Raw genomic sequence first — 19,737 nt, forward strand, 5'->3', positions numbered from 1 at the left:
CTTATCTTGTTAGCTATAAAAAAAACCTTCAGTCCAAAAACTGAAGGTTTTTTATTGATTCAACTATATTGAATCAATAAAATCAGATTAACGCCACTTTTTATACTGATTAATTAAGTTATTGGTTGATTGGTCGTGAGAACTTACCGGCTTATCATCAGCCAATTCAGGTAAAATTCGACCCGCTAACTGCTTGCCAAGTTCAACGCCCCATTGATCAAAACTAAATATATTAAGGATAACACCTTGTGTGAAGATTTTATGTTCATACATCGCAACTAATGCACCGAGAGTATAAGGCGTAATTTTTTTCACTAAAATTGAATTAGTCGGTTTGTTACCTTCAAATACTTTAAATGGCACAACGGATTTAACTTCATCTAAACGTTTACCTGCTGCAATAAACTCTTGTTCAACTTGCTGCGCTGTTTTACCAAAAGCCAATGCTTCTGTTTGAGCAAAAAAGTTAGATAACAATTTTGGATGATGGTCCCCAACCGGATTATGGCTGATAGCTGGTGCGATAAAATCACAAGGGATGAGCTTAGTACCTTGATGAATGAGTTGATAAAACGCATGTTGCCCATTGGTTCCTGGTTCGCCCCAAATGATTGGACCAGTCGTATACGTGGTTTTATTACCATTACGATCAACACTTTTACCATTTGACTCCATATTTCCTTGTTGAAAATAAGCAGCAAAGCGATGCATATATTGATCATAAGGTAAAATAGCTTCGGTTTCAGCACCACAAAAGTTATTGTACCAAAGCCCTATTAACGCGAGTAATGCAGGAATATTTTTATCAATTGGCGCACTTTGGAAATGTTTATCCATAGCATGACCGCCAGCTAAAAATTGTTTGAAATTATCAAATCCAATAGATAAAACAATCGATAACCCGATTGCTGACCACGATGAGTATCGCCCACCGACCCAGTCCCAAAATTCAAACATATTTGCCGTATCAATGCCGAATTTTTCAACTTCTTTGGCGTTAGTTGATAACGCGACAAAATGTAATGCAACCGCTTTATCATCTTTTGCAGCATCAAGTAACCATTTACGTGCAGTTTGCGCGTTGGTCATGGTCTCTTGGGTAGTAAACGTTTTAGATGCAACTAAAAATAAGGTTGTTTCAGGATTTAATCCTTTGAGCGCTTCAACAATATGCGTACCGTCAACATTCGATACAAAATGCATGGTTAAATGATTTTTATAAGGGCGTAAAGCTTCTGTAATCATATGTGGACCAAGATCCGAACCACCAATACCAATATTGACAACATCGGTAATTGCTTTACCGGTATAACCTTTCCACTCACCGCTAATCACTTTTTTACTGAATGACGCCATTTTTGCCAGTACGGCATTAACGTCATCCATGACATTTTTTCCATCGACATAGATCGGGTTATTTTCTACATTACGCAATGCTACATGTAAAACAGCACGGTTTTCAGTACGGTTAATTTTTTCACCACTATACATCGCTTTAATTGCGCTATTTAAATCACATTCTTGCGCCAATTTGTAGAGAATGTCCAATGTCTCTTGTGTCACACGATTTTTTGATAAATCGACCAAAAATTCATCTTCGAATGGAATACTGAGTTTTTCAACACGATTAGGTTCATCTTTTAAGATCTGTGCAATAGTTTTATTATGGTGTTTTTGGTAGCTTGTTTGCAGTGACTTCCAAGCGGAAGTAGTAGTTGGATCAATTGACTTTAACATAATAAATTCCTTAAATAATATAGCATTACTAACCATAATATAACTATGACTAACATGATGCAAGATAAGGATCTTTTATCTTTTATTTTTAAATTAATCACGCTAAAAATTTATAAAAAGCGCTATCTAATGGTCCTTTCAAACAATTTTTTTAATCTTCCTTCTGCAACATTGTCATCTGACTTGGCTTACCAAATATTCAGTTTTTGGGTTGCGAAGTTCGGGAAGTTCTTGTACTGAGTTTGACAGCGTTCTTAATGGGGATCAAATACCACAAAATCGGTGACACCACCGGCTACCTATCATCCCTTTGCCCCATGCGCCGACTTTTTGCAGTATTTTACTAAACTTACTTGCCTTCACTATAGGTATATACAAGATAACAAATTGACTCATGCCATTAGTTAACGCGCCAGCGATGAAACCTAAGTGAGGTGTATGGAAATTTAGCGTTTCACCAATCGATTTATCATGGATAATTTCTGCATAGACCCGAGGTAAAAAAACGGAAATACCCAATTAATTAAGGTGCTATCCCATAAAAATCAAAGTTGTTTTCTACCCATCTCGTATTCCGTCCAATGACAGAAAAATTCAATTTATAAAATAGACATCAAACGACATTACATAGATAGTGAATGATTAACACCAAACCAGTTAATTTATTACTATTTCTTTAAATGAAGACATGATTTATTTTCACTTAATCATCAATAGTTAAATTACGTGTGGTTAAATCATATGGTGTTAATTGATAAACGTAATAGTTCAGCCAATTACTAAATAATAAATAAGCATGGCTACGCCATGTCGCTTTAGGGGCTAACTCAGGATTATTGTCAGGAAAATAGTTATAAGGTATTTGTGGATTAATACCGGCTTTTAAATCACGAAAATATTCATTAGCTAACGTGAAAGAATCATATTCCGGATGGCCAGTCACAAACGCCATACGTTTATCGGCTGTTGCCATTAAATATGGTCCGGTTATCTCAGATTCTGCCAAAATGGTTAAATCAGTGTAATGTTTAATTTTATCAACAGGAAAATCAGCATAACGCGAATGAGGGGCTAAGAAAGTATCGTCAAAACCGCGTGTTAAAATGGCATTAGGCTGAGCGATTTGGTGCTGATAAACCCCAGATAGTTTTTGGGTGCGTGTAAATTTTGGCAAATCATATAAAACATTTAACGCTGCTTGTACCGCCCAACAAACAAATAAGGTGGAAGTCACATGATCTTTCGCCCATTTGATAATTTCAGTCAATTTAGGCCAATAAACAACATCTGAAAATGCAACTTTGCCTAATGGCGCACCGGTAATAATAAGCCCATCAAAATTCTGATCTTTTATATTATCAAAATCACAATAAAAACTATTTAAATGCTCAGCCGGTGTATTTTTTGATTCGCGTTGATCAATACGTAATAGCTGGATATTAACTTGTAAAGATGAGTTGGAAAGTAAGCGTAAAAATTGATTTTCAGTCTCGATTTTTTTAGGCATTAAATTAAGAAAAAGAAGCTTGAGTGGACGAATTTCTTGAGTATTGGCCCGAGATGAAGTCATAACAAATACATTTTCATTACGTAATACATCAACCGCAGGTAATGAGTCAGGAATACAAATTGGCATAACAAAAGCTCCTAAAAACAATGAGTTATTTTTAAACACCTAAAATAGACGTCTAGAAATCCATATAGCTAAATATAGAGTGTTTTATATTATTTGTCGAGATTTTTATTTAATCAATTAGCTAACATAATTCACAAAAAATCATGAGAATAGTTAACCGTTATTATAGGATAGATGAAAGCTTATCGAGCTAAAGATGATATAAGAAAAATCAATACACGTTAAAAAGCTCGGGTATCAGTTCGCCAGCTATCTGCGGTTAACGCTTCACCAAAATAACTATTAATTAATTTTTGGGTAATATCGCTTAACGGCGATGCTAACACTTCTGCTGTGTTACCATACTCAACAACATCCCCATTATGCATAACTAAAATTTCATCACTAATATGCTTCATCATACCAATATCTTGTGTGACATAAACATAAGAAATATTATGCTCGGCTTGTAGTGATAACATTAAGTTAACAATTTGAGAACGCATTGAAATATCTAACGCCGCCAAAGCTTCATCAAGAATAATGACTTTAGGTTTTAATATTAATGCCCTAGCTAATGCGACTCGCTGTTTTTGCCCCGCCGCCATAACCGAAGGATAATAAGCAGCATGCTCAGGTAATAACCCAACTTGTTTTAATACATCACTAATTAATCTTTCACGCTCATAAGCATTATATTTAGTATTATGTTTTAAAGGTATTTCTAACAATTGACCAATGCGTAATCTTGGATCAAACGAACTTTCAACATGTTGAAATATCATGCGAATAAGTTGACAGCGATAATGATAATCGCCATATTCAACCTTATTACCGTCAAGCCAAATATCGCCACTATCTGGTTTTATCATACCAACCAACATTTTAGCCAACGTCGATTTTCCCGATCCATTTTGCCCAATAATGGCTAACGTTTTTCCTTCATTTAACGAAAAAGATACCGGATTAACAGCATTAATTAGCAGCGTACCCAACAAGCCTTTAGGTATTTTAAAACGCTTCGATAAATTACGCACTTTCAGTATTGGATTCATGATCTGTTCCTATTTTATATAACTACTCATCCATATTTAACGGAAAATGACAAGCAACAGAATGATCTTTTATCGAGATAAGGTCAGGTGCTTGAATACATTTTTTTTGAGCATAAGGACATCGTGGACCTAAACGACAACCGATAGGTAAGTGTTCGAGTGATGGAATTACACCCGGAAGTGTATTTAATGGGCTTTTGTGTGGCATAGCTTTACCAAAATCAGGAATAGCATAAATTAAAGCTTGAGTATAAGGATGATAAGGCGATTTAATTAAATCTTCGCTGTCAGCAATTTCAACCGTTTGCCCACAATAAAGGACATTGATCCGGTCGGTCCATCTGGTGACCATCTGTAAATCATGACTAATAAGTAAAATCGTCGTACCAATATTTTGATTCATACTGGCAAGTAATCTAAATATCTGCGCTTCTGTGGTTGCTTCCATAGCATTAGTTGGTTCATCCGCAATTAATAGTTTAGGTTGATTGGCTAACGCAATAGCAATCATGACTTTTTGACACTCACCTTCTGTTAATTCAAACGGGTAAGATTTTAATATCTCTTTATGGTGTTTAATCCCTACTCGGTGCAGTAATTCAACTGCACGATTTTTGCGCCAAAATAGCCGCTGCCACCAATGTCCTTTAAACGTTCGCCTTGGAATTGCATCAACTAATTGCTGGCCAATTTTCATAGACGGATCTAAACAAGATTGTGGTTCTTGAAATATCATCGAAATATGTGCGCTAATGACCTTGCGACGTTGCTTTGTCGTTAGTTTAAGTAAATCAATATCATTAAAATAAAAACGATCGGCTGAAATCTTCCAATTATGATTCGTCACACCCAAAATAGCTTTAGCAATCAGACTTTTACCTGAACCCGATTCACCCACTAATCCACGAATTTCACCTTCTGATAATTTCAAATTAACACGATCTATCGCGCGTAATAGTCCATCTGGGGTGATAAATTCAATGGTTAAATTGCGAATATCTAACAAAGCCATAATTAATGTCCTGCTCGACGGCCATATAAACCAAAATTGAATAGATAAACAAACGTAATTGTCGCAGACACCGCTAAACCTGGAGCTAGAAATGCTAAATAATTACTATCAATAATATCTTTCATTTTAAACATCATCATACCTAAATCTGGTCGTGAAAGATCGTTGGCAAAGCCTAAAAAAGTGATAGTCGTTATGGCTAAAATAATTGAACCAAATAGCGAGACAATTTCAGTCAAATATACAGGTAAAATATTAGGTAAAATATAATGATTTAAAATTGAAAATGGCGATAAGCCATCAAGACGATATGCCGTGATATAAGTTTTATTCCATTCATTAATCGCCCGTTGATGAATATTATAAATAAAACGTGGCGTATAGGATAAGCCAACGACAAATAACATATTGGTGATATCATCTTCCCATAATAAGCTAATGACAATCACACCTAATAGTGGTGGAACTACCATACAAAATCGAAAAATAAATATGACAAATGGGCGTATAAACGAAACAAAAAACATAAGGTAATTAATTAAACCACCAATTACTACCACATAAAATACCGCTTTTAGTGTCATTGATATTGTGGAACGATATCCAATAAGCAGATAATCAAAAATATCTTGCCCATTAGCATTGGTACCTAAAATATGATTCAAATCCCCATTTGCCCACCAAGCTGGCGGTAATAATGTTGGATAAATAGGATTTAAATTGGCATGAAAAAACCACTTCGTTGATAACGCCACAAAAGCGATAGCTAATATGCCATAAAATCCGACAATAGAATAAAGATTACTATGCAATCGATTAAAGCATAATTTTATGTTTTTAAATAATTGTGCAACCTTAGACATAGTGTTCCTTATGGCGCAAAGGATAGATAGCAATTGCCGTAATATCGCCTAATAAGGTGAGTAGGCTTATTACAGTACCACAAGCAAGAATCGCAATAGAAATAATAAAATAATTATGGTGATGATAAGCAATCATCACCCATTGCCCTAATCCCACTCGATTGAATAGAATTTCAATCACCATCGTTGAAAATAATAGTGTTGTTGTATTGTAAGTCAATTGTGGAATTGTCGCAGGAATGGAATTAGGTAACAAATGGCGACGTAAAATTTTAAAAGGTGATCGCTCCCGAATAATCGCCATTTTAATATAATTTTGTCGTGAAGTACTTTTAACATTTTGACTGACTAACTGAATCGTCATAATGCTCGGTTGAATGGCTAAAATAATGATAGGCAATAACAAATGATGCAACTGATCAAGCAGAGCGGGTAATTTGACTTTTTTAGATGAAATTAATATATCCAACAAAGAGGTACCAGTAATAGATGGTGATACATTAAAATTCATTGATACCGACCAAGTAGGCGATAACAAGTACATAATAATGATAACCAGCATAACGATTGGGCAAGAATATAGCAATAAACTCACTAAACGAATGGCGGTATTTAACCAGTTAATATTGCTTAAACCCAAAAAGATACCTAAAGGTAATCCAACAAACAAAGCGACCAATAAAGCCAAAATACAAAGTTCAAATGTTGCCAACAGTGTATGAAAAAACGGCACAGTTTCACCTGTTATCAATTTAAACTGCCCTTGAAGCAATTGCTTAAAAAAAGCACTGTAGGCATCAACAAAACTTAGACTATTGAAATTAAACATTGAATTAGGCGCAAAATAGACTAAACAGAAGCTAATCTGAGCCAATACGCAGATAATAAATAAAAACGTCACTATTTTTTTGAAAATATAGATAATCATTGTTTATCTTTATCGCTAGTATAAATAAAACACGGTAGTAGCTATTACCGTGTTTTATTTAGTTGATTGATTAATCAGGTATAACCGGTTTACTTGCTGCGGCATAAGCATGATCTTGCGCACTTAAACCGCCAGCATTACCTTTTCCTTGATATTGATAATCCGCTTCTTGACGTGATTTTATACCCGTTTCCGATATCACATAATCAGGTGCAGGGGCTTTTGTCATCACTGACGAAGAGTAGCCGGTTGAATGCGTAATTGTATTATCCAATTTACTCTCATTGGTATTTTGTTCGATATCATTAAAATCAAACTGCAAATTACCTTCAGGTTGATTCGATACTGACACCGTATCATTAACCACTGCACCATCACTTGCTACTTGATCTTCTTTAATAATAATCGGCAATAATAATGAAGGTATCACTGCCACAGCAGTATTAGGTTCATCCTGAGTCAATTGACTATAATCAATCGATACGCGTCCTAAAGCTAATTCTAATGATGCCGCAGCAAATGGCAACGGCATTGGTGACTGCTTAAGTTCAGTATTTTTAACTCGTCGCTTATTACGTTGACCGTTCATACGTAAATGCCTTGATGTACGTCGTTGGCGTTTAGGTTGTACATCAGCAATAACATTATTATCCGTTGGTTCAGCGGCAATAACTGGCAACAATAAAGTTGGAATAATGACTCTTTCATTTGTTGTTCCGCTTTCAATTTGATGTTGAGTAATTGTCTCAACATTTTTCACGCGAACGCTTTTGGTTAATGTGCGCTGTTGTCGTCTTGGTTTAACCTCTTTTGGCTTACTTGGTGCTGTTTCGTTCGCCACTTTATCTGCTTTCGTTGCATTAACAGTAGTTGCCGAATTTGCATGACTATTTTGTTTACTTCGACGATGATTAGTTTTATTACTCACTTCTTTTACTACAGCTTCAGAAGAAGATGGCGTTGTCACTAACTCATTATTGGCGTTATTGACGGTATTATTTTGACGATTATTACGTTGACGCCTGTTATTTGAACGCTGATTATCGCGTCGTTTGGCCGGTTGAGGTTTGACTTCTGGCTGTGGTTTTTCTTTTTCACCTGCAAATAATTGGCGTATCTTACCGAATAACCCACCGAAAAAGCTTCCTGAATTTTCAGCTTTTTTAGTTTCAACCTTAACTTTTGTAATGGTACTAGCTTCGACTTTAGGACCTGATAAGACCGCTTGTTCAACAACCACTTCCGTTGCCTGATCTTCTTCCTCTTCTTCAAGTTCACGGATCAATTTAGGCAGATTATAACTTAGTACATCAGTCTCTTCACCACTTCGTTTACGAATCACTTTATAAAGTGGCGTTTCCATCTCTTCATCACCTGCTATGACAATTTTCACATCTGGGTGCATTCTTTCAATATTAGTGATGGCGCGACGTTTTTCATTAAGTAAATAACTGGCAATAGGAACGGGAACAATTACATCAATCTGAACAGTATTATCCTTCATTGCCTCTTCTTGGATTAATCGCAAGATAGAAAGTGATAATGAATTATTATCACGAACCGTACCCGTCCCTTGACAGCGAGGACAAATATGATGCGTGGCTTCTCGTAATGAAGGACTTAAACGTTGACGTGACATTTCAAGTAAACCAAAGCGCGAAATACGAGTGGTTTGAATCCTTGCACGGTCAGTTTTCATCGCTTCTTTTAAACGATTTTCAACTTCGCGTTGGTTACGAATTGGGGTCATATCAATAAAATCGATAACAATTAACCCACCTAAATCGCGCAAACGTAACTGACGGGCGATTTCCTCTGCGGCTTCAAGGTTAGTATTAAACGCGGTTTCTTCAATATCACTACCACGGATTGATTTGGCTGAGTTAATATCTATCGCGGTTAAAGCTTCGGTTGCATCAATAACAATCGAACCACCAGAAGGTAAGCGAACTTCTCGCTGGAATGCTGATTCAATTTGTCCTTCGATTTGGAAATGATTAAATAACGGCACATCACCATCATAAAGTTTTAATCGGCTAACATATTCTACTCGCCCTAAATCAACAAGCCGTTTTTTAGCAATTTCAAGCACTTTAGGGTTATCAATTAAGATATCGCCCACATCATCACGCAAATAATCACGAAATGCCCGAGTAATAATATCACTTTCTTTATGAATTAGGCTCGGCGCTGGATGATTTTTCGATTCGTTTTGGATCGCTGTCCAATAGTTAACTAATGCATCTAAATCTTGCTGTAACTCTTCTTGGCTTTTACCTACACCAGCAGTTCTAGCAATAACGCCCATACCTTTAGGTTTTTCAATCGCATCAATAATCCGTTTTAAATCGGCTCGCTCTTCACCCTCTATTCGTCGTGAAACCCCACCTGCACGAGGATCGTTTGGCATTAAAACTAAATAACTTCCCGCTAAACTAATGTAAGTGGTAAGCGCTGCACCTTTTTTGCCACGAATTTCTTTTTCGATTTGAATTAAAACTTCTTGGCCTTCTTGTAAATTTTTAATACTTCGACGACCAGTCACATTAGAGGGGAAATAGCTATCAGCAATCTCTTTTAGGGGTAAAAATCCATCACGTTCACCACCATAAGAAACAAAAGCCGCTTCCAAACTTGGATTAATTTTAGTAATTTTGCCTTTATAAATATTGGCCTTTTTTTGCTCATGCCCAAGACTTTCGATATCTAAATCATATAAGCGTTGGCCATCAACAAGAGCAACACGCAGCTCTTCTTGCTGGGTTGCGTTGATTAGCATTCTTTTCATTATTCTACACTCTTAATTAATCTTAATTAATTGTAGGTAGAACCTTACTATTAATAAGTGCTTATTTTCACAATGATCATTAATGGTACTTAACTAAATATTTTGATACGGTATTCATTATTTTAGTTGTGTTATTTTTGTTATTATTTTATGTGAATCCAATATCTGTTACACAATATCTATACAAAATTTTAGGCATCATTAGAATTCAAAAATCTTGCATACTTTTTGAACTATTCCTAAACATATAATTCATCGATATTATTACTTTGGTTAATTTGCAAACCGCAGTGAGGTTATCGACCTTGGCTAACAAACTAAATCTTTATGTGATTGTTTAAAATAAACATATTATTTAATTATAATGATTCTACTTACGCTATTTTATTTTTGATAAATTGTAATGTCTAACGCCATTGCTGCATTACAAGGATAAAAAATCCTGTCTTATTATTAACGTTTCAGCAAAGGATAGCAAGTAAATTAAACTTCAAATTTTATAGATAGTTAGCAAGTTATTTTAAATGCCTTATAAATACTGTTGAGTCAATAGTCAAAAACTAAGCTTATTCCCAATATACTTTATACTAAAACATCATAATAACCTGAAATATTTTTACAGTTTTTTTATTCTGTGATTGATAACACAAAATCGAGAATCAAAGCTCACTCGCTTAGTGCATATCTAAATCGATTGAGTATAATGACTGTCAAACAATGGTTAAAGAGAACACCTTACTTTATGAATAATTGTGAAAAAAATGCATTAGTCGAATTTACTTCACGTTGGATACATCAATTTGATGGCGCGCCGCACAATGACGAACTCCACGCTCTGCCCTCTCCTTGTATCATAAAAACCCAAAATTTATCGGTTTATTGGCAACCTTTTTTATTACAGCCACCGAAAAATCTAATGATTATTGAACAAGTCGTTGGTCTTAAATTACACCCAAGTGCTCATCTTTTTTATGGTAGCCAATATGCTGGCAATATGAGTGCAATCTTTGACAATATTGAATTACTCTTAATACAAGCTTGGAATGATGATGATTTTTCGAATCTGGAACAAAATTTAATTGCGCATCTAACCCAACAAAAAAAATTAAAAAGGATCCCCACTATTTTTATTGCGTCAACCAATGACAGTACCGAAATTATTGCAATAAATAATTTAACAGGGGAAGTCGTCAAAGAGGATTTGATTAGTGGAGAATTGACAACGTTAAGTCAGGATTTAACCGCTTTTTTAAATAAATTAATTGTTACTTGTTAAACAATAATTGTATACCAATAACGCATTAATTATATAGATAATAAACAAAATTAACTATTATCGAAATTGTATCTTACAAAATAATGTGTATATAATGCATTGAAAGTCATTAGATCAGATAGGTGAATTATGTTTGAAAATTTAACAGCAGCTCCCGCCGATCCCATTTTAGGATTAGCAGATCTTTATAATAAAGATGAACGCACTAACAAAATTAATCTTAGCGTTGGTGTTTACAAAGATGAAACAACTAAAACACCTATTTTAGAAAGTGTAAAAAAAGCAGAACACTTTTTATTAACTGATGAAACGACCAAAAGTTATTTACCTATTGATGGTGTCAATGCTTTTAACGTAGCAACTCAAAAACTTCTGTTTGGTCGTGAAAATGAACGTGCAAGAACCGCGCAAGCGCCGGGTGGAACGGGTGCATTACGAATTATGGCCGACTTTTTAGCACGCCGAACTAAAGTAAAACGAGTTTGGGTCAGTAATCCATCTTGGCCAAATCATCGCAGTGTATTCCAAACAGCAGGGCTTGAAGTGCGTGAATATCATTACTATGACCCACAAAACCATGAACTTAATTTTGATGCAATGATGAGTGATTTAAGTCTAGTTGCAGCTGGTGAAGCTGTGCTATTTCATGGTTGTTGCCATAATCCGACAGGCATTGATCCGACCACAGAACAATGGCAAGCCATTGCCGATTTAGCCTTAAAAAATGGTTGGTTACCGCTTTTTGATCTGGCTTATCAAGGTTTTGGTCAAGGCATTGAAGAAGATGTTTACGGATTAAAGTTGTTTGTCGAAAGTCAACCAGAACTACTGATTGCTAGTTCTTATTCAAAAAACTTTGGCCTGTATAACGAACGCGTTGGCGCATTTACCTTAATTGCTGCCGATAGTGAAATTGCCGATCGCGCTTTTAGCCAAGTTAAAACCATTATTCGAGCAAATTACTCAAATCCACCTGCGCATGGTGCAAAAATCGTTTCTTATATTTTAAACAATGATGAATTAAAAGAAGAATGGATAGATGAATTAACCAATATGCGACAACGTATTCACCGTATGCGTCAATTATTTGTCAAAACCTTACAAGAAAAAGGCGCTAACCAAGATTTTAGTTTCATCGCTAAACAAAATGGTATGTTCTCATTTAGCGGTTTAAGTGAAGAACAAGTACTAAAATTGCGTAACGATTATGGCATTTATATTGTCAATTCAGGACGAATTAACGTTGCAGGCATGACGTTAGATAACATGTCAAGACTGTGTGAATCAATTGTAGAGGTTTTATAAAATCTATTTTGATATAAAATTGGGGTGAATTAATTCAATCTTTCATAAGATAAAATTAGTATCACCTACCGATTTTTTAGCAACTGCACCATATTACTGAAAATATAGCGGCTTGATAGCACTATTTTCTGACCTTTTAAGGCATTGTATAACATCCATCCATAATTATCGTGCCATTATTCACAATATTGCTTCTTAAAATATCTTCTCCACTACAACACATAACACGATATTCCTTTTAGTTATAACAATAGACAAACTGATTATTAGACGATGATCGAATTATTATGAATAATTATTAAACAGAGTAGAGAATAATTATTGAGGGTGATTTAGTGGCATCACACGTTATAGATTTTTTGATTTTAGGTAATAATTTTGGCACGAGTGAAATGCGCGCCATTTGGTCAGAACAACATCGTTTAGAAAAACAAGTACAAGTTGAAGTCGCCCTGGCGCAAGCACAAGGTGAACTGGGTGTGATACCTCGCGAGGTTGCTGATGCAATTATTGAAAAAGCCGATGCTTCTCAACTATCTATTGAACAAATAGCCGATGAAGCCGCTAAAGCCAAACACTCCTTAATGTCAACTATCAATGCACTGCAAAAACAAGTCGGCGAAGCAGGTCAATTTATTCATTATGGCGCAACGACCCAAGATATTGTTGATACGGCGACAGTTTTACAACTAAAACAATCATTTGCAATAATTGAGCGTGATACCAAACTGATCGCGAATGAACTCAAACGGTTAGCCAAACAATATCAATATTTACCGATGGTTGGGCGTACTCATGGTATGCAAGCACTTCCAACAACGTTTGGCTTTAAGCTTGCAGTTTGGTTAGATGAGTTTGTTCGCCACTTACAACGGTTAAATGAAATTAAACAACGAGTACTGGTCGGTAATATCAGTGGCGCAATTTGTACCTATGCATCAATGGGTGAGCTAGGGCCGAAAATTGAACAGCAGGCATTAACCTTACTCGGTCTTAATACTCCGAATATTGGCTGGCAAGCCGCGCGTGATCGGTTTTCAGAATACGCATCAGTCATCGCCTTAATCAGCGGCACACTCGGTAAAATTGGTAATGAATTTTATAATTTAATGCGTACTGAAATTAATGAGGTAGAAGAGCCTTTTTCAGACGGAAAAATTGGCTCAACGACCATGCCACATAAACGCAATCCAGCAGCACTAGAAGGTCTTGCCAGCTTAACGGCGCCATTATTAAAAAGTGTGGCGCTAATTCATGAATCGATGAAAGTTGAACATGAACGTGACGCCATGAGCTGGCGAGCTGAGTGGATCGCCCTGCCTGAAATTAACCTTTATATTTCTGCACAATTACAAACAGCATTAGCTGTTTTGAAAGGTTTAAAAGTCAATGCCGAACAAATGCTCACCAATTTGTCATTACAAAATGGCTTATTACTGTCAGAGAAGGTCATGTTTGAAATCGGTAAACGGTTAGGTAAACAGACAGCACATCATTTAGTTTATCAAAATGCAATGAAGGCTTTTGAACAGCATCGCCCCTTTAAAGCGGTATTATTAGAAGATCCCAACTTGAACCAAGAATTTACCGATACTGAGCTTGAAAACTGGTTAAATCCAATTAATTACTTAGGATCAGCATCCGAAAAAGTCCAGCAAGTGATTGATTATGCGGATAAAAGCGGAGTGTTAATATGATTTTTCGCTTGATGACTTATGATGATATTCCTGCTTATCAAACGTTATTACACAATGCCTATCAGGCAGTCAGTCAATTAGGCATTCATTTTGCCGCTGCGACTGTTGACCGATTTACCATTGCCAATCACATTGAATCGAATGCGGTGTATGTTACTGAAAAAGATAGCGAATTAGTATCAACGTTGAGTATTCGCTTTCCTTGGGGTAATAATCCTGGACCTTATGGCTTACCCCATTTAGGCTGGTTTGCAACCAATCCCCAATATAAAGGTCAAGGCTATGGCAATGCATTATGGGACTGGGTAGAAAATCAAATTTTAATCAATCAATTAAAATTACCTGCGGTTACATTAGGTACTGCACAAAATCATCCTTGGTTAGCACAAATTTATATCAATAAAGGTTATCGTCCGATTGGTCAAGCTGACTTAACACCAGATCACACTACACTTTATTTTGAAAAAATACTTAATCATAAAAATTATACTCAATGGAAATCAAGGAGTAATTAACGATGAGAACAATAAAAACGATAGTATCGGCCGTATTATTTGCAAGCTTGACGTTACTAGTTGGTTGTGATGATAAAGCGACCAATCAAGCAACAGAACAAAAGGTCATTAAAGTTGGCTCGACAGGACAAAGCTATCCAAATGGCTTCAAACAAGACGGCAAGTTAATTGGTTTTGATGTGGAAGTGACACAAGCGATTGCTAACGAGTTAGGCTATCAAGTTGAATGGGTCATTGCTGAATTCGGTGGCTTAATGGGGCAGTTCGATTCAGGGCGATTAGATACCATTGCCAATGCTGTTGCAATAACGCCGGCCCGTCAAGCCAAATACGATTTTTCCAATGCTTACAGCTTTTATGGTAGCCAAATAGTTACACATAAAGATAATCAAACCATTAATACTCTTTCTGATTTTAAGGGTAAAACTATTGCTGGCGTGCTGGGTTCAAATCACATTAACAATTTGAAAAAAGCATTCCCAAATAATGAAGTCACAATTAAAACTTACGAAACAAGAGACGGCGCAATGTATGACACTGAATATCAGCGTGTTGACGGTTATGTAAATTCTAAACCAATTTTACTTGCTGAAATTAAACGAAAAAATTTACCGTTTAAATTAGTCGGTGAACCAATAACTATCGAACAAGTAGCGTTCCCATTTAGTAAAGATGAAAAAGGTAAAGCACTACGTGAAAAATTCAATCAAGCTTTAGAAAAATTACGTGCAAATGGTACATTGAAAAATCTATCAATTAAATATTTTGGCGAAGATATTACCTCATGAATTTTAACATAGACTATTTTTTAGGTGTGTTCCCGCAGATTTTACCTTATTTGCCAGTAACACTCTTTATTTCTATCGTATCGATTATTTTCGCCATTGTTTTAGGACTCGCTATCGCACTAGTAAGAAACAATAACATTGTTATTGTCGATTCGATTTTTTCGCTGTTTATTTCGCTATTTCGAGGGATCCCTTCAGTTGTTTTACTATTTATTATCTATTATGGCTTACCCCAAATTTTTCCTGCATTAAAACAGATGGGCGCAACTACAGCGGCCATTATCTGCTTTAGCCTAAAATATTCAGCGTATTTAGCCGAAATTTTTCGGGCAGGATTAACATCAGTCGATATTGGTCAAAAAGAGGCAGGACTTACATCAGGTTTGAGTATCTTTCAAGTTTATCGAGGCATAATATTGCCACAAGCTATGGTCAACGCTCTGCCAAATACTGGTAATATGTTTATCTCTTTACTTAAAGATTCATCCGTGGCTTTTTTTGTTGGTGTGCAAGAATTACTTGCCGCAGGGAAGATGTTAACGGCAAACTCTTTTCTTTATTTTGAAACCTACTTAGCGGTGGGTATTGTCTATTGGCTAACTGTTGTTGCTTATTCTTGGATACAAAAACAGTTAGAACGTAAACTCACCAAGCCCTATCATCGTTAAGGAGCAAAGGAATGATTTCTGTATCTCATTTATCTAAACGGTTTGCTGATAATGAAGTGCTAAAAGATATTAACTTGCAGGTAAAACAAGGCGAAGTTGTCGCTATTATTGGTCCTTCTGGTTCAGGAAAATCAACATTATTACGTTGTTTAAATTTACTGGAAAAACCCAATACAGGTACAATTCGTATCGGTGAGGTTGTTCTTAATTGTAATCAGTACAGCCATAAAGATGAAAGCAATTTACGTAAACAATCTTCCATGGTATTTCAACACTATAATTTATTTAAAAATAAAACAGCGTTAGAAAATATTACCTACCCACTTAGGGTGGGTAAAAAAATGAATAAAAATCAGGCTAAAGAGCTTGGCATATCACTATTAACCCATGTAGGCATGCTCGAATACGCAAATCAGTACCCAAGTACTTTATCCGGAGGTCAACAACAGCGGGTTGCCATTGCTCGAGCATTAGCGGTGAGGCCCAAAGTACTATTATTTGATGAACCTACATCAGCGCTCGATCCTGAGCGGGTACACGAAGTATTACAAGTCATGTTACAACTTGCTAAAGAAAACATTACCATGATCATTGTCACGCACGAAATGGAATTCGCCAAATATGTCGCTGATCGTATCATTTTTATGGCAAATGGTATCATTATAGAAGAAGGTGTGGCTAAATCTGTTATCGATAATCCACAACATGCCCTCACGCAACGCTTTTTGCGTCAATTAAGCGACGATATTAATTTCGAAATTTAGTGAATACCTTGTTCATTGAATAAAAGTCAGAAATCATTCTATCGCTTAAAGGGTTAAAGCGTTAACCAATGTCGTTTAACAAATTGGTCAACGCTTAGTCCTGTAGCCAATTGATAGATATCTTTCACTAAATTATCGGCTTTTTGTTCGTTCCCTACTGCTTTTTTTAATTTTAACTGCATCTCAAGCTTGGTATAGGGATTGTTTGGGGAACCTTTAGGGCTATCAATCCGCTGACAAATTGTATTTCCAGAATTAAAATGAATCTCTACCACAACATAGCGTCCAGTATAAGCGCCTGGTTGTGCGGTAACATCTATCTGACAGCTATCTTGAGTTTGATAGGTACGTTGCATTTTTTGCATCAATTTATGGATATTCTTTGGTATAGGATTTGAGGAAAATTGTTCAAAATCAAGTGGGATCCCCAATAGCGTTAACGCTAAAATATATTCAGCAGAAAATCGCCCCTGTTCCGCTAGGGTTGGTGATGAATAAATTAGCGCGGCATCACTGTTCGGTGGTGCAAAGAAAATTGTGATATGAGATATATCATGACAATTAAATTGTGGATGCTGAAACAGTAATTGTCCCGCATCAGCTATATATGCAGCTGCAGAACAGTAAGAATAAGTCTTAAACCATAATCCAGGGTTAGCGATCTTCCAACTTTTGCCCCATTGATTTAATCTAAAATTACCATTACCTTGCCCATAAACCGCTAGAAACCCTAATTTGTCATCGAGAAAATCTTTATCAGCCGATATCCCAATACTTAACCATGAAATAGACTGGATCGCCTGTTGAGCCGCTAATCCTGCATGTAAAAATTTAATCGGTGTGCCCATGAGTAAGCGCATTCCTGACGCTTGAGTTACTGCTAACGCTAATGCTTGAGATATAAAAGGCATATCATACAAATAACAAATTGCTGCCGTTGCTGCCATTGCCCCGAGCGTAATAGTTGTATGCCAACCTTTTTCATAATGCTGTGGATTGACGCTTTTACCTAATAAAGCCATGACTTCAACACCAATAATATACGCGGTTAAAAACCGGTGTCCATTCAGATCAATCGCGTTTCGGTTGTCTAATCGAATACTGGCAAACAGTGCCGATAAAATAACAGCCGAAGGATGTCCTCGCACATCAGCATGCACATCATCATAATCTAAGCAGTGCGCTTGATAGCCATTAAATAAGGCAGCCTGGCGTGCTGTTGCCAATTTTTTTTGCCCAACCAGCCAAGATCGGGCATGCCCACCTTCATCCTCTATCCACGCCAAGAGCTTTTGTGCATCACTATCATCATGAGCTTGTAAACTACATGCAAAATAATCAATCACACCATTAATCGCACACTCAATTGTGTGAGGATCGGTAATTAGCGGTGTATTTTTTATTAAACAACTTAACTGTTTGCCTAAATTCATTCGCTGCTCATTAAAACGGTTTGATTTACTTACTCATTAAAATAACCGATAACCAGTAATAAATTAAAGATTATAAAATTATATTTTTATAACTAAAAATCATTAGATTATACAGTTGCATTGATATAGGCTTTCTTGAGTAAAATTTTATATGTTAAACTAAATCACCTTTGAGTTATCCATATCAGAAACTAGCAAGTTTTATTATGTCAATTTGTTATATTGCCTTAGGAAGTAATTTACAAGATCCCCTTGCGCAAGCAAAACAGGCTATTACAGCTTTAAAACAATTGCCCAAGACTCATGTTGTCGATGTTTCACCTTTTTACCGGAGTAAACCGCTAGGTCCTCAGGATCAAAATGATTATCTTAATGCCGTAATTAAGCTATCAACGTCCTTATCGCCCATTGAATTGTTGGATCACTTACAATCGATTGAACAATCACAAGGGCGCGTTCGCAAAGAAAATCGTTGGGGAGCAAGAACGTTAGATCTTGATATTTTGTTATATGATGAGTTAATCATGAACACTGAACGATTAACCATTCCACATTACCATATGAAAAAAAGAGAATTTGTTCTTTATCCCTTATTTGATATCGCTCCAGACTTAGTCTTACCTGATAACGATAACTTGTATGACTTAGTCAAGAAATGCCCCGAAAATGGATTAAAAAAGTGGGATAATTGATTATTTCGATTAATAACATAGAGTTGTCACATTTTATTTCGATTTAAGCAAAAAAAAATTAAAAAAAATTTGCCAACGGCTAATTTATTGCTATAGTTTACCGCTTGCAAATAATCTGTACTTAAGGGGATTGCTGTGAAAAAGGAACAAAAAGTAAATACATCTTCTCTAAGCCTGCTTTCAATTGCGGGACTTGAGCCTTATAAAGAGGCCAAAGACGAGGAGTATATGAATCCTAAGCAATTGAAGCATTTCAAACTCATCTTAGAAGCGTGGCTTGCTCAATTACAAGGTGAAATGGGAAAAACTGTTTCACACATGCAAGATGAAGCTGCAAATTTTCCAGATCCAGCTGACCGAGCAACTCAAGAAGAAGAATTTAGCCTGGAATTACGTGCTCGTGATAGAGAACGAAAACTGATCAAGAAAATTGAGAAAACATTAAAGAAAATCGAAACCGATGATTTTGGTTATTGTGAGTCTTGTGGCGTAGAAATTGGCATTCGTCGCTTAGAGGCAAGACCTACGGCTGATTTATGCATCGATTGTAAAACACTTGCTGAACTTCGCGAAAAACAGATGGGTATGTAAACCTATTTGT

18 protein-coding genes are annotated in these 19,737 nt (G+C 36.1%); 9 read left to right on the forward strand and 9 right to left on the reverse strand.

All coding sequences use genetic code 11. The annotated features are described in order from the left end of the window. Positions 1-87: 87 nt before the first annotated feature. The 8 genes from pgi to rne form a co-directional block, all read right to left on the reverse strand. The gene (gene pgi, locus J3U57_RS09610; protein WP_267334141.1) at positions 88-1,737 is read right to left on the reverse strand and encodes a glucose-6-phosphate isomerase; all 1,650 of its coding nucleotides are present in this window, start codon (positions 1,735-1,737) and stop codon (positions 88-90) included. A gap of 264 nt (positions 1,738-2,001) precedes the next feature. Beyond that, positions 2,002-2,256, reverse strand: coding sequence for a hypothetical protein (locus J3U57_RS09615; protein WP_267334140.1), 255 nt, complete (start codon positions 2,254-2,256; stop codon positions 2,002-2,004). Positions 2,257-2,440: 184 nt separating this feature from the next. Further along, positions 2,441-3,373, reverse strand: coding sequence for a homoserine O-acetyltransferase MetA (gene metA, locus J3U57_RS09620; RefSeq protein ID WP_267334139.1), 933 nt, complete (start codon positions 3,371-3,373; stop codon positions 2,441-2,443). Positions 3,374-3,594: 221 nt separating this feature from the next. After that, positions 3,595-4,410 (reverse strand): ATP-binding cassette domain-containing protein, encoded by an 816-nt coding sequence (locus J3U57_RS09625; RefSeq protein ID WP_267334191.1) that lies wholly within the window; start codon positions 4,408-4,410, stop codon positions 3,595-3,597. A gap of 19 nt (positions 4,411-4,429) precedes the next feature. Continuing rightward, positions 4,430-5,419 (reverse strand): oligopeptide/dipeptide ABC transporter ATP-binding protein, encoded by a 990-nt coding sequence (locus J3U57_RS09630; RefSeq protein WP_267334138.1) that lies wholly within the window; start codon positions 5,417-5,419, stop codon positions 4,430-4,432. Between the two features lie 2 nt (positions 5,420-5,421). Beyond that, positions 5,422-6,282 carry an ABC transporter permease subunit gene (locus J3U57_RS09635; RefSeq protein WP_267334137.1) on the reverse strand — a complete coding sequence of 287 codons (861 nt, stop codon included), beginning with the start codon at positions 6,280-6,282 and terminating at the stop codon, positions 5,422-5,424. Beyond that, positions 6,275-7,210 carry an ABC transporter permease subunit gene (locus J3U57_RS09640; RefSeq protein WP_267334136.1) on the reverse strand — a complete coding sequence of 312 codons (936 nt, stop codon included), beginning with the start codon at positions 7,208-7,210 and terminating at the stop codon, positions 6,275-6,277. The genes J3U57_RS09635 and J3U57_RS09640 overlap by 8 nt, the downstream gene beginning before the upstream one ends. 70 nt (positions 7,211-7,280) lie before the next feature. After that, positions 7,281-9,998, reverse strand: a complete 2,718-nt coding sequence (gene rne, locus J3U57_RS09645; RefSeq protein ID WP_267344538.1) for a ribonuclease E — start codon at positions 9,996-9,998, stop codon at positions 7,281-7,283. A 703-nt stretch (positions 9,999-10,701) separates the two neighbouring features. Here rne and syd point away from each other — a divergent pair. The 7 genes from syd to J3U57_RS09680 all read left to right on the forward strand — a co-directional run bounded on the left by syd (position 10,702) and on the right by J3U57_RS09680 (position 17,011). Next, the gene (syd, locus tag J3U57_RS09650; protein WP_267358459.1) at positions 10,702-11,274 is read left to right on the forward strand and encodes a SecY-interacting protein; all 573 of its coding nucleotides are present in this window, start codon (positions 10,702-10,704) and stop codon (positions 11,272-11,274) included. A 129-nt stretch (positions 11,275-11,403) separates the two neighbouring features. After that, positions 11,404-12,579, forward strand: a complete 1,176-nt coding sequence (locus J3U57_RS09655; RefSeq protein ID WP_267344534.1) for an aromatic amino acid transaminase — start codon at positions 11,404-11,406, stop codon at positions 12,577-12,579. A gap of 335 nt (positions 12,580-12,914) precedes the next feature. Beyond that, positions 12,915-14,276: an adenylosuccinate lyase gene (gene purB / locus J3U57_RS09660; protein WP_267334132.1), complete on the forward strand. Its 1,362-nt coding sequence runs from the start codon at positions 12,915-12,917 to the stop codon at positions 14,274-14,276. Beyond that, complete coding sequence (locus J3U57_RS09665) at positions 14,273-14,791, forward strand: GNAT family N-acetyltransferase (RefSeq protein ID WP_267344532.1); 519 nt, start codon at positions 14,273-14,275, stop codon at positions 14,789-14,791. The genes purB and J3U57_RS09665 overlap by 4 nt, the downstream gene beginning before the upstream one ends. Before the next feature lie 2 nt (positions 14,792-14,793). Next, on the forward strand, positions 14,794-15,579 hold the full coding sequence (locus J3U57_RS09670; RefSeq protein WP_267334130.1) for an amino acid ABC transporter substrate-binding protein: 786 nt from the start codon (positions 14,794-14,796) through the stop codon (positions 15,577-15,579). Further along, the gene (locus J3U57_RS09675) at positions 15,576-16,247 is read left to right on the forward strand and encodes an amino acid ABC transporter permease (RefSeq protein ID WP_267334129.1); all 672 of its coding nucleotides are present in this window, start codon (positions 15,576-15,578) and stop codon (positions 16,245-16,247) included. The genes J3U57_RS09670 and J3U57_RS09675 overlap by 4 nt, the downstream gene beginning before the upstream one ends. An 11-nt stretch (positions 16,248-16,258) precedes the next feature. Next, a complete protein-coding gene (locus J3U57_RS09680; protein WP_267334128.1) occupies positions 16,259-17,011 on the forward strand; it encodes an amino acid ABC transporter ATP-binding protein in 753 nt (250 codons plus the stop codon). Positions 17,012-17,064: 53 nt separating this feature from the next. Here the strand turns inward: J3U57_RS09680 and J3U57_RS09685 are convergent, their stop codons facing one another. Next, complete coding sequence (locus J3U57_RS09685; RefSeq protein ID WP_267344531.1) at positions 17,065-18,444, reverse strand: MmgE/PrpD family protein; 1,380 nt, start codon at positions 18,442-18,444, stop codon at positions 17,065-17,067. A gap of 206 nt (positions 18,445-18,650) precedes the next feature. Between J3U57_RS09685 and folK the strand changes: the two genes are divergently transcribed. Then, the gene (gene folK / locus J3U57_RS09690; protein ID WP_267344530.1) at positions 18,651-19,136 is read left to right on the forward strand and encodes a 2-amino-4-hydroxy-6-hydroxymethyldihydropteridine diphosphokinase; all 486 of its coding nucleotides are present in this window, start codon (positions 18,651-18,653) and stop codon (positions 19,134-19,136) included. A 135-nt stretch (positions 19,137-19,271) separates the two neighbouring features. Continuing rightward, entirely contained in the window at positions 19,272-19,727 is a 456-nt protein-coding gene (dksA, locus tag J3U57_RS09695; protein WP_065634076.1) for an RNA polymerase-binding protein DksA, read from the forward strand. Positions 19,728-19,737: the final 10 nt, after the last annotated feature.

The sequence above is a fragment of the Gilliamella sp. B3464 genome (assembly GCF_026536145.1).
Lineage (GTDB): Bacteria > Pseudomonadota > Gammaproteobacteria > Enterobacterales > Orbaceae > Gilliamella.

Coding starts and splice junctions, on each gene's coding strand:
- metA (WP_267334139.1), bottom strand. CDS start 3,373: ATGCCAATTTGTATTCCTGACTCATTACCTGCGGTTGATGTATTACGT.
- J3U57_RS09630 (WP_267334138.1), bottom strand. CDS start 5,419: ATGGCTTTGTTAGATATTCGCAATTTAACCATTGAATTTATCACCCCA.
- J3U57_RS09640 (WP_267334136.1), bottom strand. CDS start 7,210: ATGATTATCTATATTTTCAAAAAAATAGTGACGTTTTTATTTATTATC.
- J3U57_RS09665 (WP_267344532.1), top strand. CDS start 14,273: ATGATTTTTCGCTTGATGACTTATGATGATATTCCTGCTTATCAAACG.
- J3U57_RS09670 (WP_267334130.1), top strand. CDS start 14,794: ATGAGAACAATAAAAACGATAGTATCGGCCGTATTATTTGCAAGCTTG.
- folK (WP_267344530.1), top strand. CDS start 18,651: ATGTCAATTTGTTATATTGCCTTAGGAAGTAATTTACAAGATCCCCTT.
- J3U57_RS09655 (WP_267344534.1), top strand. CDS start 11,404: ATGTTTGAAAATTTAACAGCAGCTCCCGCCGATCCCATTTTAGGATTA.
- J3U57_RS09675 (WP_267334129.1), top strand. CDS start 15,576: ATGAATTTTAACATAGACTATTTTTTAGGTGTGTTCCCGCAGATTTTA.
- J3U57_RS09680 (WP_267334128.1), top strand. CDS start 16,259: ATGATTTCTGTATCTCATTTATCTAAACGGTTTGCTGATAATGAAGTG.
- pgi (WP_267334141.1), bottom strand. CDS start 1,737: ATGTTAAAGTCAATTGATCCAACTACTACTTCCGCTTGGAAGTCACTG.
- rne (WP_267344538.1), bottom strand. CDS start 9,998: ATGAAAAGAATGCTAATCAACGCAACCCAGCAAGAAGAGCTGCGTGTT.
- J3U57_RS09685 (WP_267344531.1), bottom strand. CDS start 18,444: ATGAATTTAGGCAAACAGTTAAGTTGTTTAATAAAAAATACACCGCTA.
- J3U57_RS09635 (WP_267334137.1), bottom strand. CDS start 6,282: ATGTCTAAGGTTGCACAATTATTTAAAAACATAAAATTATGCTTTAAT.
- syd (WP_267358459.1), top strand. CDS start 10,702: ATGACTGTCAAACAATGGTTAAAGAGAACACCTTACTTTATGAATAAT.